This window comes from Streptomyces sp. NPDC093071 (assembly GCF_044754545.1).
Taxonomy (GTDB): domain Bacteria; phylum Actinomycetota; class Actinomycetes; order Streptomycetales; family Streptomycetaceae; genus Streptomyces.
The window spans coordinates 96407-111608 of record NZ_JBIVPH010000002.1 but is presented as its reverse complement, the minus strand read 5'-3'; the positions used below and the strand labels follow the sequence as shown (position 1 = coordinate 111608).

Below are 15202 nucleotides of genomic sequence, written 5' to 3'. Positions count from 1 at the left end.
CCCACATGCCGCGCCCCGCGCGCAAGGTGTACCCCGTGGAGAAGGTCGCGTCGTGGGGGGGGGGGGGGGGGGGGGGCCCCCCCCCCCCCCCCCCCCCCCCCCCCCCCCCGCCCCGGGGCCAGGATTTTTACTGCCGGGAGTCTGGCAGTGGTTGCCCGGTCGGGGGGGCGCCCGTCAGTCGACCTGGTACCTGCCTATTTCCAGGAAGTGCCGCAGAACTTCGGGGGTGTTGTCGTCGAGAGCAGCATTGGCCGCCGTACGCAGCGCCGGGCTGATGGACGGGTCGGCGAGGATGCGCATGATGGTGACGCGGTCGTCCTCAGCCTGGGCAATCCGGTAGCCGGTCTCCAGCCAGGCGCGCATGGCATCGGTGTCGTTGGTGTCCAGGAGGGCGTTGACCTCGGCGATGACGCGCCGACCGCTGTCGGGGTCGGCCAGCAGACGCATGAGGGCGACGCGGTCGTCCTCACCCTGAGCGATCCGGTAGCCGGTCTCCAGCCAGGCGCGCATGGCTGCGGGGTCATTGGCGTCCAGGAGTGCGTTGGCCTCTCGTGTCACACGCCGGCCGCTGTCGGGGTCGGCGAGGATCCGGAGTATGGCCATCCTCAGGTCGTCGGCGTCCTGCAGGTCCGCGGACGAGGCCACAGCCACTGTCGTCGGCGCCGCCGTGGCGGCGACAGACGGGGTGGCGAGCAGGAGGGCCGGGACGAGGACGCCCACGGCGATCCCGGGTACTACGCGATGCAGTCGCAAGAGAGAATGCTCCTCTTCCGTTGATGCAGGGATGAGTTGAGGACGCCGGAGGGGCGCCCACACCGATGATGGTGTCATCAGGGTCTGACAATGGCGGTACCTCGCTGCTCACGAGCTCGTGCGCGGTTGGCGGCGGGATGCCGAAGGGTTTGGCGGCATCGGCGCTCACCTCTGTTGTCGACGGCCCAGGTCCGCGGTCTGCTGGTAGGAGCAGGCCGGCGAAGGTCTGGCCATGCCGCTTACTGGCTTCGGCTTGCCAGGGTGACACTGAGCCGCCCAGGGTCACCCTGGCAAGCCGAAGCCAGTGACAATGCACGAGCTCGTTTGCAGAGAAGGAGACGATGCCGAACGCCTGCGGGTGCGCAACCGTGTTGAGCACGCGTACGCCCATACGGAGCATTGCAAGATCCTCTGCGAGCGCCACTGGCGCGATGACGGCCTCCACCACGCGATCCAGACCGTCGCCCTCATGCGCGACCTCCCCCCCCCCGCATGGGCAGATCTGCCGTAACCCGGCTCTGACCTGCTCGGACAAGGACTTCTACGGTGTGCTGTACGGCTTCGTCGGGGGCAGGGGCGTCCGGTCGTGGTCGCCCGTTCTACGCTGGGGTTCAAACGTCCGCGATCTTCGTGGACGCCTTCGCCGGGGGTGGGTGGTCGTGAGTCTTTCGCTACGGAGTCGTTTGGTCCCGATAGGGATAGCCACGGGAGTGGTCTCAGCGGTTGCCGCGTTCGTGTGCTTCAACCTTTCGCGGGAGGGCTACCTGCCGGGTGATGGCATGTCTCGCGTCTGGGAAGCGCCGCGTGACCGGGACGTTCCGGCTCATGGCAATGCGAGCTGGCTGCACGGTGATGTCGTCGTCCGTGCCCGCTTCGACGCCCTTACTGGTTTCGACGTCTCCACCGGCCGCGAACGGTGGGAGTACACCGTCCCGGATGTGGCGGAGATCTGTGCCACCAGCGCCACGGCCGACCACGACGGCATCGCTGTCATCGCCTTCGGGTCCGAAAGCGGGGCGGGTACTGCGGCCGGCGGCTGTGCCACGGTGGCGGCGATCGACCTGGACACAGGCGAGGAGCTCTGGCGCGCCTCAGCCCCTTCCGCCTCCTCGCTGGGGGGCAACCACGATGTGGTGGCCGTCGGCGGGGGAGTGGCAGTCGTACACGAGACCCGTTCCGACGGGGGCACCGTGATCCGCGCCTTCGACGCGACCGCAGGCACGCCGCGATGGATCGCACAGGTGCCACCTGCGTGCGGCCCGCAGCAGGTGGGAGCGAGTGAACGCCGGGTCGTCGCGGTGCTGGAGTGCGAGGGGAGCGGTCTGCGGCTCGCCGCGTTCGGTATCACGGACGGCGCGCCTCAGTGGTCTGTCCCTCTCGACGCGCGTCGGCCGCTCGCACCGGACGCGAGGGTGTCGCTGCGCTCGGTCGATCCGCTGGTCGTCCAGGCCGAGGCGCCTCAAGAGCGGGGGACTCACGCTTTCCTGGCGTTCGCATCCGACGGCAAGCCGCGGGGGCGGATCGACTTCACGGGAGAGTACGGGGAGATCCAGAAGGACGATGCCGCGAAGGCCGTCGTCGCCGACGACCGGCTCATCGCCGTCGCCGAGTACCCCTACGAGTCCTACACCCGCGAACAGATCGTCGCGTTCGACCTGGCCACCGGACAGCCGGTCTGGCGCCATGGCCTCGAGCTGGACGAAGCCGCCGCGCTCCATGAGGGTGCCGGGAGGATCACGGCGGTCGTTGAACCGGCGGGCAAGCGGCGGGACGAGGACCTGTATGTCTTCGACACCCGTACCGGCGAGAAGAGGGATGTTCGCAGCTTCCGCGAAGACGTCGACCGCTCCTGGCTGCAGGCCCTGTACGTCCACGAGAACGGACTGGTGATAGCCGTCCGCTGGGGCTCCACGACCAACCCCTTCACGGCATACAGAACGTGGTGAATGGTGGCGCCGGCCATCGGAAGACGGCGGTCGGCCGGTAGGGGCGTACCGTCGGGCGGACTGGACCATGACGTAAGAAAGCACGGAGCCAGTGCAGCGCTGAAGGCAGTCCGCCCGACGTTCCAGGACCAATGACCTGATATGCGCTCTCAGGCCGAGACGGGCGTACGGGACAGGGCGGTGCGCAGCGCGAAGAAGCCGAGCAGGCCGCCGGCCGCGAACCGCTGGACGGCCGTCACGCGTGGCCGGGTGGCCAGGAATCCTGATACCCGTGCCGCGCCCAGCATGATCAAGCCGTTCACGGTGATCCCCACGATGATCTGTACGCCGCCGAGCTGGAGCAGCTGCGCCCAGTCCGGGCCCGCCTGGGGATCCATGAACTGCGGCAGGAGAGCGGCATACATCAGAGCGATCTTGGGGTTGAGCAGGTTGGTCAGAAGTCCCGTCGAGAACAGGCGGGCATCGGAGACAGGAGGCAGGTCCCCAGCCGGCGCGAAAGGCGAGCGGCCGCCGGGCTTGAGCATCTCCCAGGCCAGGTAGGCCAGGTAGGCGGCCCCAGCGAGCTTGACCACGGTGAACGCCAGCGGCACGGCAGCGAACAGCGCGGACAGTCCCGCGGCCGCAGCCACCAGGTAGCACAGGAATCCCACCGCGGTCCCGCTCAGGCTGACTAGACCGGCCCTGCGGCCCTGGGTGATCGCGCGGGAGGCGAGATGGATCATGTTCGGACCCGGAGTCAGCGCCATGCCCAGTTCGATCAGGGCCACTCCCCCCGCTGCGGCCAGGCTGATCACCGGTCAACTCCCGATCATTCGCCGTATACCCCGAAGAGGGGCAGCGCCCGTCTGCGACAAGCGGCTGCGACGCCTCGGCTGTGCCTGCGTCGCCGCCTAGAGAATACGACCCTGCCGTTCCGCGCCTTCGCGCCCCCCTCACTCTTGGTGTGCCGTGAGACAGCCGGGTGGCCCGGCCCGTCGATGAATCCGGCTGACGGCCCTTCACCTTGTGAGCGGGATCGCCTAGGATCATGGACACGGCATCGCGTGTCGGTCACCGTCTGGGTGAGGCATGGAGGCGCCCGTGAGATTGCCTTGCGGAGGCATTCCACACATGTCAGTCGAGTTCAATCACACCATCATCCACGCCCGGGACAGCCGGGAGTCGGCCGAGTTCCTTGCACACGTTCTGGGACTCGAAGTCGGTACGGAGTCGTTTCCGTTCATCCCCGTGGCCACCGACAACGGGGTCACTCTGGACTTCGCCACCATCCCGGCCGAGTCGATCGTCGTGCAGCACTACGCCTTCCTCGTCTCGGACGAGAAGTTCGACGCGGCCTTCACCCGTATCCAGCAGGCCGGGATCACGTACTACGCCGACCCGCAGCTGAAGCAGCCAGGACAGATCAACCACCACTACGGTGGGCGGGGCCTGTATTTCACGGATCCGGCCGGGCACGGCATGGAGATCATCACGCGGCCCTACGACAGCCACGTGCACACGCCCACGACCTGAGGCCGCACCAGAGCACGACAGCGCCCTTGCCGTCCACTGCGCAAGGTGAGGACGCAGAGGAGCCTGAAGCCGGCAGCAGGTGACCGGCAGCGAAAACATCTCGGCGAACCGGCCGACAAAGGCAGGGGCCCCTTCCCGACGCACGTCTCCCTCCCCGAGGGCCTGGCCGGGGCCCCTGCCGTCGCTCACCAGCTCACGGACCCTGCCGACAGGACAACTCCCCAAGGTCAGTCAGGAACAGCGAGCGGCCCGATGCCCCGACCAGCGCGCCCTTGGCGATCTGCAGACAGATGGCGAACCCGCTCACGGCCGACCCCGAGACCGGTGATGCCTTGAAGCCCTTCTCAAGACCGGTAGGCGGCGCGCAAGGACATGGTCACCGACTCGGCGGTGACCACTTCGCCGGGCCGGTGCGGGGTCCTCTGAAAAGCATGGTCGTAAAGACAAGCACGCTTCATATTCGACTCATGGGAGTGATCACATGACCGTAAGTTCCCATACCGCAGCGGAGCCACCTCGCTCGCGCGACAGCACCGTAAAGAATCCGGAACCACAGGACGGGAGAGCTTCACCTGCACACCCGGTACCACAGCTCCTGTCGGCTGCCGGCGTCGCGGCAGGTCCATTCTTCCTCACAGCATCCCTGGCCCAGGGCCTGACCCGGGACGGATTCGACTTCACCCGCAACGCCTTCAGCCAGCTCAGTCTCGGCACCCTCGGCTGGATCCAGATCACCGTCTTCCTGTTGACCGGCCTGCTGATCATCGGCGGAGCGATCGCGCTGCACCAGATGCTGCGCGACACACCTGGCGGCACCTGGGCACCCCGGCTTCTGGCCGTCTTCGGTGCCTCATTCCTGATCGCCGGGTTGTTCTCCGCCGACCCCGGGGCCGGGTTTCCCGCCGGCGCCCCCGAGGACCGGGCCACCTCACTGAGCACCCATGGCACGGTCCATCTGCTGGCCGGAACGGTGGGCTACCTCGCTCTGTGCGCCGCGTTCCTGGTGTTTGCCCGGCACTTCGCTGCGAGCCGACAACGCCGCTGGGCACTCGCCGCCCGCCTCCTGCCCGCCGGAGTCCTTGCTGGATTCGTCGCATCCACCATCACCGTCATGGCCTTCACCGCAGGAGCAGCACTCGGCTTGCTCGCACTCAGTGCCCTCATTTCCCACCTGGCCCTGCGCAGACGATGCTGAGCCTTTTTATTCTGAACTCGCCGGAGTGAAGCCCCGGTGCGTTTCCACAGTTCAGTGAGCCGTTTTCATCCTGTCTCTGCGGGGTGAAGTGGCAGGTCAGCGTGGGTGTGTAACGAGGCGAGGCTCCTGGTCGTTGCGGTGGTGTTCTCTACGCACCACGCATCGTCCGAGGAGCCTCGCCTGGTCCCGTATCGTGCCACGGTCGACGTCCCGCATGAGCTGGTCGAGTACGTTTCCCGGCTCATCTACGTATGAAGGTGTGAACGCCGTTCGCGGTGGCGGAAGCTCGGCTGCTTTCGCCAGGCCCTGCTCGTCCTGGTGCACCTGCGCAAGAACGAGACGCTGCCCGTCCTGGCGGCCGGCTTCGGCGTCTCCACAGCCACAGCCTGGCGCTACGTCGACGAGACCCTCGGCATCCTCGCGGCGTGGGCGCCGGGCTTGCACGAGGCCCTGACCGGCCTGGGCGAGGGTGACCACGTGATCGTCGACGGCACGCTGATTCCCATCGACCGCATCACAGCCGACGAACCGTACTACTCCATGAAACACCGCAAGCACGGCATGAACGTGCAGGTCATCGCCTGTCCCGACGGCACACCTCTGTGGTTCTCCCGCGCGATGCCGGGTCGCACCCACGACCTGACCGCAGCCCGGGCCCATGGCATCGTCCAGGCCTGCCTCACCAGAGAGATCCTCGTTCTCGCCGACCGGGCCTACCAGGGCGCCGGCGCAACCGTCCGCACCCCCTACAAGAACCACCGCGAACAGCCCGAGCACTACCAGCAGTTCAACCGCGGCCACGCCCGCCTGAGAGCTCCTGGGGAACGCGCCTTCGCGCAGCTGAAGTCCTGGCGCATCCTCCGCCGAGCCCGATGCTCCACCCGCCGCATCGGCACCATCGTCCAAGCCGTCCACACGCTCCTGACCTGCAGCTACTCAGGATGAAAACGGCTCAATCGAACGATTTACAGTCCCGTCAGACGGGTAGTGCGCCGCTGATGACGCTCCAGCACCCCTGGCACCTGCTCGCGGAAGGTCTGGCAGCACCTGCGCGTGGGACGCACCAGCGGCCGCACACGCACGCGGAGCACCACCCGCCTACCGTCGACCGACACATCGGCCACTGTCCGCCAGTGATACCCACGTACCTGTCCCGACGGCACCCCGCACACCGGGCAGGGCGCCGGTTCTCTCGGAGTCGGCGCCCTCACCACGACCCGCACCCCCTCGTCGGCCACATCCTCGATGACCAGCGGCGATATCCCCGAAAGCGCCATCTGTACAAGCTCGTTGACATCCATCACATCAACGACAAAGACCTCCGCCACTCAGCGTTACCACCGAATGCGAGACAGAGTCGTTTCTTTTACAGCCCCGCCACCGGCAGCTGATCCATGACCGGGGTGAAGCACCCTGTTAGACGGTGTGTCCGTTGTCGTAGGCTGCTGGCAACATCGCCTGTATGAACGCCATCCGCACCACTCCGCCACGTCCGCTCGACGTCACCGCGATCTTTCCTCGACTGGCGCCGCTGGCACGCCCTGCTATGCGCCTGCATCCCCGCCCCGGAGTTCCTTCGGTGTATGAAAGCTCGGCCGGTGGGCCCCTGCTCTGGCCCGCCGACGAGCCCTGGCCCCACTGCGACAAGACGCATCAGGGCGGAGAGGAAGCATTGGCCAGGCTGCGTCTGGAGCAGCGCATCCGGGCGAACAAAGCGATGTACCCGGACGGCGATCACCCTGTGCCGCAGCACACACCGGAGGAGCAGGTGGTCCTGGATCGGCTCCACTCCGAAGAGACCTGGCTCGACGACTCATGGCTTGATGCCCCGGTCGCCCTCCTGCCTGTGGCCCAGCTCTATATGCGCGACATACCCATCTTGCGCCCGCCCGTGCAGACCGGAGCGGATCTTCTTCAAGTGCTGTGGTGTCCCCTGGAACACTTTCCGGAACAGCACATGCCCAAGACCGTTGCCGTGATCTGGCGGTCCGCAGCCGCCGTCACCGATATCCTTGTCACACCTCCGGAGGCGCCCGTAGTGACCAAGGGATATGTGCCGGAGCCATGCGTGCTCGCGCCGGAGCAGATAACCGAGTACCCCAACCTCATGGAGTTGAGCAAAGATCTGCAAAATCAGATCAGGGACGGAAGTATCTGGCAGGCGAAAATCGCCGCTGCCGACAGCTCTTACGCCCCCTACCCCGAATCGTTCTATCACGACCACCTGTCCGTAGCCCCAGGCTGGAAGGTAGGCGGCTGGCCCCAGTGGGGGTACACCGATCCTGTTCCCCGGGACTGCTCGACATGCGGGACACCGATGGAACCTTTGTTGTCCGTCGACAGCTGCGAATGGGACAGTAGCACCACCAGTTGGATCCCGGACGAAGAAAAGACCGACGCATCGTTGAACCTCTGCGATCCGGATTTGGCTAATCCGGCTGCCATCCAGATAGCCGACAACCATAAACTACAGATCTATTTCTGCCCAGCAGCTCCGGGGCACCCCCACATGGAGCTGATGCAATAGGATGTGGATTTCACTGAGTTGATGACCTAAGAACTTCGTGCAGGCGGGGCCGGATTCCGGCCTCGGTCTAAAGGGTGTTGTAGAAGGTCGGGCTTCGGCAGGCTGAAGTGGCGTCTGACGTGGTGGTTCACTGTGTCATGGCGAGGTTGTGCATGGTGGCGACGGCGTGGTGGAGGCCGTCTCCCTTCTGGCGGCAGTCGCGAAGGATCTTCCAGTTCTTCATCCGGGCGAAGGTGTGCTCGACACGGGCACGGACGCGTCGGTGTTCTGCGTTGTCCTCCTCCTGCCCGCGCAGGAGGGGTCGTCCGGCTCTCTTGCGGTGCGGGACGATCAGGCCGGTGCCGAAGTAGGCGCCGTCGGCGATCACTGTCGTGCCTGCCGCCGTGGCGGGCAGGTCGGACTCGCGCCAGACATGTGCGTCGGCCTTGTTGCCCGGTGCCGGACGGGCCACCGCGATGACCAGGCGGGTATCCGCATCGATGATGACCCGCACGTTCGCCGAGAACCGGTAGTTGCGGGACGAGGCGCCGACCTTCCGGTCGCGGACCGGGATTAAGGTTCCGTCCACGATCCACAGCCGGTCGACGTCGGCGACCGGCCGCGCAGCCGGCTCGAGCGCCAGCAGCGGGCGGAGCCGTTGGATCACCCTGCAGACCGTAGCGGGCGAGATGCCGAACAGCGGCACGAGCTGCCGCATGGTGAGGTTCGTGCGGTAGTACACGGCCACCAGCAGCATCCGGTCCGGCAGATGACCAACCTGCCCGCCACCACACCCGTCACCGACCTGGTCCGCTGGGCAAAGATGCGCTGGCGCATCGAACACGACTACCGCGAACTCAAACACGGCCTGGGCCTGGGCCACTTCGAAGGCCGCACCTGGCGCGACTGGCACCACCACGTCACCCTCGTCACCGCCGCCCAGGCCTTCCTCACCCTGCGGCGGCTCGACCCAAAAGCACACACGCCGGCCTGTCCCTCTACCAGGTCCTCGACGCCCTACAGGACCTGCGGCAGTGCTGGACCGGCACCTGCACCACCTGCGGCTGACGCCTGCCCCGCAACAGAACCAGACTGAGAACCTAACGAAGCACTACTGGAACACCTCCGCACTCGTGTTCCATGAAGATCTCAAACGCGGTCTGAGGACCGTCTGCCCATGATGGGGGAGGGCCATCTGAAAATAGCCTATATGGGGTAGTACCGGGTGTTGATTGTTGGGAGTGTCAAGTGCCGGTGGCAGGGTAACGGTGAGACGTCCCGCCGCAGTAGACGGCCGGGACGTCCCACAGATACGGAGTGCTTCACCCATGAACCGCAGCGAGCTGATCGTCGCCCTGGCCGACCGTGCCGAGGTGACCCGCAAGGACGCCGACGCCGTGCTGGCCGCTCTCGCCGAGACCGTCGGTGAGGTCGTCGCCAAGGGCGACGAGAAGGTCACCATCCCCGGCTTCCTGACCTTCGAGCGCACCCACCGTGCCGCTCGCACCGCTCGTAACCCGCAGACCGGCGACCCGATCAACATCCCGGCCGGCCACAGCGTGAAGGTCTCCGCGGGCTCGAAGCTCAAGGAAGCCGCCAAGGGCAAGTAGCACTCGCCCCTCGCACCACCCGTCCCGGTCATGTGCCGTGCTGTCGGTCCACCGAACCACGCACGGGCGGGACGGATCCTGAGTGCCTTCCCACTGAGGGAAGGCACTCCTCTCAACCCGGCCGGACCCCCGGCTCGATCGAAGGACAGCAGCATGGCCAGCGGCACCGTGAAGTGGTTCAACGCCGAGAAGGGCTTCGGTTTCATCGCCCAGGACGGCGGCCCGGACGTCTTCGCCCACTACTCCAACATCTCCGGCAACGGCTACCGCGAGCTGGCCGAGGGGGAGACCGTCACCTTCGACGTGACGCAGGGCCAGAAGGGCCCCCAGGCCGAGAACATCGTCCGCGCCTGATCCGCCGGCTTGCACGAGCTCTTCTCCGATCTACCTCGCACCGGTGGTCGTGTACGGTGGTGTCACCGACGCGGGGTGGAGCAGCTCGGTAGCTCGCTGGGCTCATAACCCAGAGGTCGCAGGTTCAAATCCTGTCCCCGCTACTGGAATGGCATGAGGCCCGGATCCTGTGGATCCGGGCCTCATGCGCGTCCCGGCAACTCAGGTGGCCCGCCCCGCCGTCGGCCCGAGCCGGTCCGCCCCCGAGTGGTCGCACGGGCTGCCCGGTGACCGGGGCCACCGAGCGAGCGCTCGGCTCCCGGACGGTGTCGACGCGCGCCGCTCAGCCGTTCCGGACGCACCGCACGTGCGTCCAGTCGTACGTGAAGGGCGTGGGCTCCGGCAGGACGACGGCCGGCACCTGGCCGTTCTGGCCGTAGAAGAACGCGGCGGCCCCTGTGGGCGGCCTTGTCGAGCGGCGGGTTCCGCCGCGGCGGATGCGGCCGTTCGCGCTCCCGCCCGTGAGCGTGGAGGCGAGCGGCCCGGCCCGGCCGCCCCGTGCGCCGGCGCGGGGGGACACCACCTGCCGTTCGGCCCCGGCCCGCCTGCCGCACCCGGCACCACGTACGCCTGGAACGACGCCTCGAGGGCGGTTCACACCAAACCTTCGCAGGGCGGAAGGCCCCGGCCTGCTCTTCGCGGCGGTCCCGCTGGACAGTGGCCGCAACACCTGCTCGGGCGCGTGGACCGTCGCCGTCCAGAAGGATCAGCCTCATCCGACGACCGCCGCACCATATGGGGCGTGGGCCTACGGGTCGAGCGGATCCGGGGTGGGGGCGTGGGGGGTGAGGGTGATGACGGCGTCCAGGCCGAGGCGGTGGAGCAGGTCGTAGATGTTGGTGTTGACCCCGGTCAGACTCAAGGTGCCTTCGAGCCGGTTCAGGCGCTGGTACCAGTTGATGAGCAGAGTGACGCCGCTGGAGTCGAGGAAACTGCTCCGGGAGGCGTCCAGGGTGAGGTGACGGCAGCCTTCGTCGATCATGCGGTTTCCCACGGCGCGCAGCAGGGGGACGGTGTGGAGATCGACGCTCTCGGGCAGCAGGGCGGTGACCCCGTTGCCGGTGCGCATGGTGACGTGGAGCACAGCGGGTCCCTCTGCCTGGTGGGCCGGTGAACCTGCGGTCAGGTATTCCCGGTGCTGCGTCCTCCACTGTAATCGCGCGGGACCGGCATGTGCGCCCACCTTGACGTTCGGGTGCGGATCCAGGAGGCAACTTGCATCGGATAGGTGGATGCGGGACGGTTGCTGGACGACAACTTGTTTTCCAGAGCAGGAAGGTGGTGGGACACGCGCCGCGTGTCCCCGCTTGTGACTGCTTCCCGTGGTTTTCCCACCCGCCCCCGCAGCGCCGGTGACACGGCCGACGATGCCTGGGGACACGCCCCCTACCCCGTTGTGGTGGCCGATCGGCACGGCGGCCTGGTGTACCTCAACAACGCCGCACGACTGCTGTGGCCGGAGGCGTCGAGCGGCGACTGGTTGCACGAGGTGATGCCCTCGTGGCTGTCGGACGCGCATACCCGCATCAACGACGGATTGCGCAGCATGGACGCCGACGTACTGAGCGGACCCGTCCAGGGCCGGTTCTTCGAGGCGCATTCGACTCCGGGCGCTGACGGCGACGTGGTGTGGTGGCTGATCGATGACACCGACCGCCGCCTGGCCGTAACGGCCCTGCGTGCCGCGCAGGACCGTTCCGAGGCGCTGTCCGAGGTGTCGGCCGCGTTGCTGTCCACGCTGAACGTGCCGCGCTGCATGGAGGCAGCCGCTTTCATGGCCGCACAGCACCTGGCGGAAGCCGCCGTTCTCATCGCCCCCGTCCAGGGCCGGCGCCATCCGGTGACCTACGCGGTGCGGGGCGGTCCTGTCCTGCAGGTCTCGCAGCGGATCGACCCGCACGGCGTGCCGGGCCTGGCCGAGGCCCTGCAGGGCTTTCCCCCGGTGCCCGCGCGCTGGATCGATCCCGCCCGCATCCCCGACTGGGTTCTCCCCGACGGGTTCACCAAGCCGCTGGGTTCGGTGATCGTCACTCCTCTGCCCGGTCACGGGGTCCCCGCGGGCGCGTTGATCCTGTTGCGTTCCAGTACCGAGCAGAGGTTCACCGAGGGCGAGGAGGTCTTCGCACGTCTCTTCGCCGCCCGTGCCGGAGCCGCCCTGTCGGCGGCCCGCCTGTACACCGAGCAGGCAGACATCACCGCCACGCTCATGCGTGAACTGATGCCCCCCTCCCTGACCCGGGTTCACGGAGTCGACTACGTCGGCAACTACCGGGCGGCCAAGGACCACGAGCACGTCGGCGGCGACTTCTACGACGTCCATCCTGGTGCCGACCGCTCCCAGGAAACCCTCGTCGTCCTCGGGGACGTCGCGGGCAAGGGCCTGGAGGCAGCGGTTCTGACGGGCAAGATCCGCAACACCCTGCACGCCCTCCTCCCGCTGGCCGGTGATCACCAGCGCGTCCTGGAACTGCTCAACGGAGCCCTGCTCTCCTTCCACCACACCCGCTTCGCCACCCTCGTCCTGGCCTCGGTGCGCCGTCGCGGCGGCAAGGCGCACCTGCGGCTGACCAGCGCCGGGCACATGCCACCGCTCATCGTCCGGGCCGACGGCGAGGTGGAGGCAGCGGCCACCCGGGGCACGGTGGTCGGCGCCCTGCCGAAGGTGACCTCCCACACGGTGGAGGTGGTCTTGAGGCCGGGTGAGACGTGCCTGTTGTACACCGACGGGATCACCGAGGCCCGTGGCGGACCCCTGGGTGACGAGATGTTCGGTGAGGAACGTTTGAAGCGCGCTCTGGCGGAGTGCGCGGGGATGCCCGTGGAGGCCCTGGTGGAGCGGGTGCAGATGCTGGCCGCCCAGTGGCTGGGCACCGGGCAGCACGACGACATGGCGGTCGTCGCCATCAGCGCGCCCAAGACGGCCACTCTGTCCGTGGTCGACGGCCACGTCTCGGGTGAGGGCAAGGAGGAAAGGTGAGCACGAACACATCGGCGGCGCAGGACCTTCTGTGGCGGGCCGTGGCCGATGCGGACGAGAACGCGGCCATCGCCGTTCTGTACCACGCCATGGACGAAGGGCTGGACGAGGAAACCCTGCTGCTGGACGTCATCGCCCCCGTGCAGGAGAGAGTCGGCGTCGAATGGGCCGCCGACCGCATCACCGTCGCCCAGGAACACGCCGCCACCGCCATCAACGAACGCGCCATGGCCGCGCTCGCCCACCGCCGGTCGACCCGCCCGCCACGGTCGGCCCGCCGCGGCCGGATCACGGTCGCGTGCATCGACGGCGAATGGCATTCCTTTCCCGCCCGCCTCATCTCCGAGACCCTGCGCCTGCGCGGCTGGCACGTCGACCACCTCGGTGCCCAGACCCCCACCCCGCACCTGGTGGCCCACCTGCACCGCACCGGCTCCGACGCCGTCCTGCTCTCCAGCTCCCTCCCCACCCGCCTGCCCACCGCCCACGCGGCGATCACCGCCTGCCAGGCCATCGGGGTTCCCGTCATGGTCGGCGGCCGTGCCTTCGGTCCCGGCGGCCGCTACGCTCACGCGCTCGGCGCCGATCAGTGGGCCCCCGACGCCCGCACCGCGGCCACCGTCCTCGAAGCAGGACTGGACCGGCCCGTACCCGCGGCGATGCGGTTGACCATCGACGACCTGCCGCACCTGGACGACCAGGAGTACACGCTCGTCATCCAGAACCGCGCGCAACTGATCAAGCAGACCCTCGCCGAACTCGAAGGCCTCTTCCCGGCCATGCGCACCTACAGCACCGCGCAGCGTGACCGCACCACCGAGGACCTCGCCCACATCGTCGACTTCCTCGCCACCGCCCTCTACGTCGACGACGCCGAGCTGTTCACCACCTTCACCGCCTGGACGGCCGGCATCCTCACCGCCCGTAATGTTCCCATCGCCGGCCTGCGCCTGGGGCTGGACGTGCTGACCGGACAACTACGGGACTTCCCCCGTGCTCTGACCTTCCTGACAGCGGCCACCGACGCGCTGCACACCACCTCCGATCACACCGGCCCGGGAATCACCGCATGACCTACCTGCCCACCGACCTCACCGTCACCGTCCGCAGCACCCACCCGCACGTGCTGCACCTGGCCGTCGCAGGAGACCTCGACTACGAGAGCGCCAGGCAGTTCGCCCACGAAACCAACCAGGCACTGGACGCCCACCGTCAGGAGCACGGACCGGTCCTGCAGGACCTGCACCTGGACTTCAGCAGCCTGACCGGCATCGACTCCAGCGCCCTGAGCGCCCTGCTCCTCCTACACCGCCGCACCCACCCGGCAGGCACCACCCTGCACCTGGACCAGCAGCCCGCCCACATGACGCGCATCCTCGAGCTCACCGGCATCGCCGACCACCTCACCCAGGACGCCCGCGGCCTCCGCACCTCCGGTGGCGAACCGGATGGGCAGACGGAAACGGCTTCCGCTCCCTGAACGACCCCGGTCCGCGGACCGCTTGCGCGGATGCGAGAGCCGGGTGGCGTACCAGGCGCCGCAGGGCGGGCCGGCATCGTGCCCTCGATCACCCGTCGGGGGACCGGGACGTCACCACGGCCCGGACGTCACCGGTGGGACGTCGAACGGACCACGTCCTGGCTGGCCGACCGCTGCCGGCTCCACCGCCCCTACGGGCGCAAACCGGAACGCTTCCTCGCCGTTCCCGTCGCCGCCACGGTTGACGGCGGCCGGCCGGCCCTGGCCCCTACGCCGCGTCGGCGTCGGCCTCGCTGTCCTCGTTCCTGTGCATGAGGCCGAAGTCGAGGACGTCGGTCGCCTCGAGCCGGGTCTGCTCCGCGACGCGCGCCGCGTCGGCGACGACGTCGCCCCGTTCTGCTATCAGCAGGTCGTAGATCGGTGCGGTGCTGGTGACGGTGGCGTCCACGTGGGGTGTCCGTTTCCTTGAGGTCGGAGCAAGCGGGGAAGGCCGGCGGATCAGCCGGTGTTCAGGGCCGAGTCGTCCAGGGGCCGGGCGTCGGGCAGCTGGTGACGGGCGGCGATCAGGGCCGTGTCGATGTCCCGGGTTCCGGTGGACACGCACAAGGTGTAGGCGATGTCGTCCATGCGCTGACGAACCTGTGCGCCGTCCCCGTCGGCTGTGCCCACGGCCGTGAGGGCCTCGTACTGGTCGATCAGATCCCGCAGCACCGCGGGGTGGGCCATCAACATCACAGAACCGTCCTTTCACACCGGCACACATCTGGCGCAAGACCGTGCACCCGGCTACCCCGGTTTCCCCCTCTCATTCCCCGCCCCCGTGCAACCGC

The 15202-nt window shown here is 68.0% G+C and carries 15 protein-coding genes, 1 tRNA gene and 4 pseudogenes; 12 read left to right on the top strand and 8 right to left on the bottom strand.

Annotation, left to right across the window (positions count from 1 at the left end):
- Window positions 1-174 precede the first annotated feature (174 nt).
- The gene (locus ACIQD7_RS06410; protein ID WP_402439910.1) at window positions 175-753 is read right to left on the bottom strand and encodes an ALF repeat-containing protein; all 579 of its coding nucleotides are present in this window, start codon (window positions 751-753) and stop codon (window positions 175-177) included.
- A 710-nt stretch (window positions 754-1463) separates the two neighbouring features.
- On the opposite strand from ACIQD7_RS06410, the gene ACIQD7_RS06405 reads away from it, so the two are divergent.
- Entirely contained in the window at window positions 1464-2699 is a 1236-nt protein-coding gene (locus tag ACIQD7_RS06405) for a PQQ-binding-like beta-propeller repeat protein (protein WP_402439908.1), read from the top strand.
- Window positions 2700-2848: 149 nt separating this feature from the next.
- On the opposite strand, the gene ACIQD7_RS06400 is transcribed toward ACIQD7_RS06405, so the two are convergent.
- Entirely contained in the window at window positions 2849-3493 is a 645-nt protein-coding gene (locus ACIQD7_RS06400) for a LysE family translocator (RefSeq protein ID WP_402439906.1), read from the bottom strand.
- Window positions 3494-3809: 316 nt separating this feature from the next.
- On the opposite strand from ACIQD7_RS06400, the gene ACIQD7_RS06395 reads away from it, so the two are divergent.
- The 3 genes and pseudogenes from ACIQD7_RS06395 to ACIQD7_RS06385 all read left to right on the top strand — a co-directional run bounded on the left by ACIQD7_RS06395 (window position 3810) and on the right by ACIQD7_RS06385 (window position 6351).
- Window positions 3810-4211 (top strand): VOC family protein, encoded by a 402-nt coding sequence (locus ACIQD7_RS06395; RefSeq protein WP_402439903.1) that lies wholly within the window; start codon window positions 3810-3812, stop codon window positions 4209-4211.
- 481 nt (window positions 4212-4692) lie between these two features.
- On the top strand, window positions 4693-5406 hold the full coding sequence (locus tag ACIQD7_RS06390) for a DUF998 domain-containing protein (protein ID WP_402439900.1): 714 nt from the start codon (window positions 4693-4695) through the stop codon (window positions 5404-5406).
- Between the two features lie 180 nt (window positions 5407-5586).
- Window positions 5587-6351, top strand: a pseudogene (locus ACIQD7_RS06385) (transposase family protein).
- 29 nt (window positions 6352-6380) lie between these two features.
- Here ACIQD7_RS06385 and ACIQD7_RS06380 read toward each other — a convergent pair.
- A pseudogene (locus ACIQD7_RS06380) lies at window positions 6381-6707 on the bottom strand (transposase family protein); the annotation flags it as partial.
- Between the two features lie 161 nt (window positions 6708-6868).
- On the opposite strand from ACIQD7_RS06380, the gene ACIQD7_RS06375 reads away from it, so the two are divergent.
- Entirely contained in the window at window positions 6869-7933 is a 1065-nt protein-coding gene (locus ACIQD7_RS06375) for a hypothetical protein (protein WP_402439898.1), read from the top strand.
- Between the two features lie 127 nt (window positions 7934-8060).
- Here ACIQD7_RS06375 and ACIQD7_RS06370 read toward each other — a convergent pair.
- A pseudogene (locus ACIQD7_RS06370) lies at window positions 8061-8714 on the bottom strand (transposase); the annotation flags it as partial.
- Between ACIQD7_RS06370 and ACIQD7_RS06365 the strand changes: the two are divergent.
- The 4 genes and pseudogenes from ACIQD7_RS06365 to ACIQD7_RS06350 all read left to right on the top strand — a co-directional run.
- A pseudogene (locus ACIQD7_RS06365) lies at window positions 8598-8942 on the top strand (transposase); the annotation flags it as partial. The pseudogenes ACIQD7_RS06370 and ACIQD7_RS06365 sit on opposite strands and share 117 nt — an antisense overlap.
- A gap of 298 nt (window positions 8943-9240) precedes the next feature.
- Window positions 9241-9522, top strand: a complete 282-nt coding sequence (locus tag ACIQD7_RS06360) for an HU family DNA-binding protein (RefSeq protein ID WP_402439895.1) — start codon at window positions 9241-9243, stop codon at window positions 9520-9522.
- A gap of 153 nt (window positions 9523-9675) precedes the next feature.
- Window positions 9676-9876, top strand: coding sequence for a cold-shock protein (locus ACIQD7_RS06355; protein WP_402439892.1), 201 nt, complete (start codon window positions 9676-9678; stop codon window positions 9874-9876).
- Between the two features lie 69 nt (window positions 9877-9945).
- Window positions 9946-10019 (top strand) — tRNA-Met (locus ACIQD7_RS06350).
- 179 nt (window positions 10020-10198) lie between these two features.
- Here the strand turns inward: ACIQD7_RS06350 and ACIQD7_RS06345 are convergent.
- Together ACIQD7_RS06345 and ACIQD7_RS06340 are read right to left on the bottom strand one after the other, a co-directional pair.
- Window positions 10199-10435, bottom strand: coding sequence for a hypothetical protein (locus tag ACIQD7_RS06345; protein WP_402439889.1), 237 nt, complete (start codon window positions 10433-10435; stop codon window positions 10199-10201).
- 228 nt (window positions 10436-10663) lie between these two features.
- Window positions 10664-10999: an STAS domain-containing protein gene (locus ACIQD7_RS06340; RefSeq protein WP_402439887.1), complete on the bottom strand. Its 336-nt coding sequence runs from the start codon at window positions 10997-10999 to the stop codon at window positions 10664-10666.
- A gap of 225 nt (window positions 11000-11224) precedes the next feature.
- On the opposite strand from ACIQD7_RS06340, the gene ACIQD7_RS06335 reads away from it, so the two are divergent.
- From ACIQD7_RS06335 to ACIQD7_RS06325, 3 genes are read left to right on the top strand one after another with little or no spacing between them, the layout of a single operon-like run.
- Entirely contained in the window at window positions 11225-12892 is a 1668-nt protein-coding gene (locus tag ACIQD7_RS06335) for a PP2C family protein-serine/threonine phosphatase (protein WP_402441363.1), read from the top strand.
- Window positions 12889-13965: a B12-binding domain-containing protein gene (locus ACIQD7_RS06330; RefSeq protein ID WP_402439884.1), complete on the top strand. Its 1077-nt coding sequence runs from the start codon at window positions 12889-12891 to the stop codon at window positions 13963-13965. Before ACIQD7_RS06335 ends, ACIQD7_RS06330 begins: the two co-directional genes overlap by 4 nt.
- Window positions 13962-14372, top strand: a complete 411-nt coding sequence (locus tag ACIQD7_RS06325) for an STAS domain-containing protein (RefSeq protein WP_402439881.1) — start codon at window positions 13962-13964, stop codon at window positions 14370-14372. Before ACIQD7_RS06330 ends, ACIQD7_RS06325 begins: the two co-directional genes overlap by 4 nt.
- A 268-nt stretch (window positions 14373-14640) precedes the next feature.
- Here the strand turns inward: ACIQD7_RS06325 and ACIQD7_RS06320 are convergent, their stop codons facing one another.
- Together ACIQD7_RS06320 and ACIQD7_RS06315 are read right to left on the bottom strand one after the other, a co-directional pair.
- On the bottom strand, window positions 14641-14820 hold the full coding sequence (locus ACIQD7_RS06320; protein WP_402439879.1) for a hypothetical protein: 180 nt from the start codon (window positions 14818-14820) through the stop codon (window positions 14641-14643).
- 50 nt (window positions 14821-14870) lie between these two features.
- On the bottom strand, window positions 14871-15104 hold the full coding sequence (locus ACIQD7_RS06315) for a DUF5133 domain-containing protein (protein ID WP_402439877.1): 234 nt from the start codon (window positions 15102-15104) through the stop codon (window positions 14871-14873).
- Window positions 15105-15202: the final 98 nt, after the last annotated feature.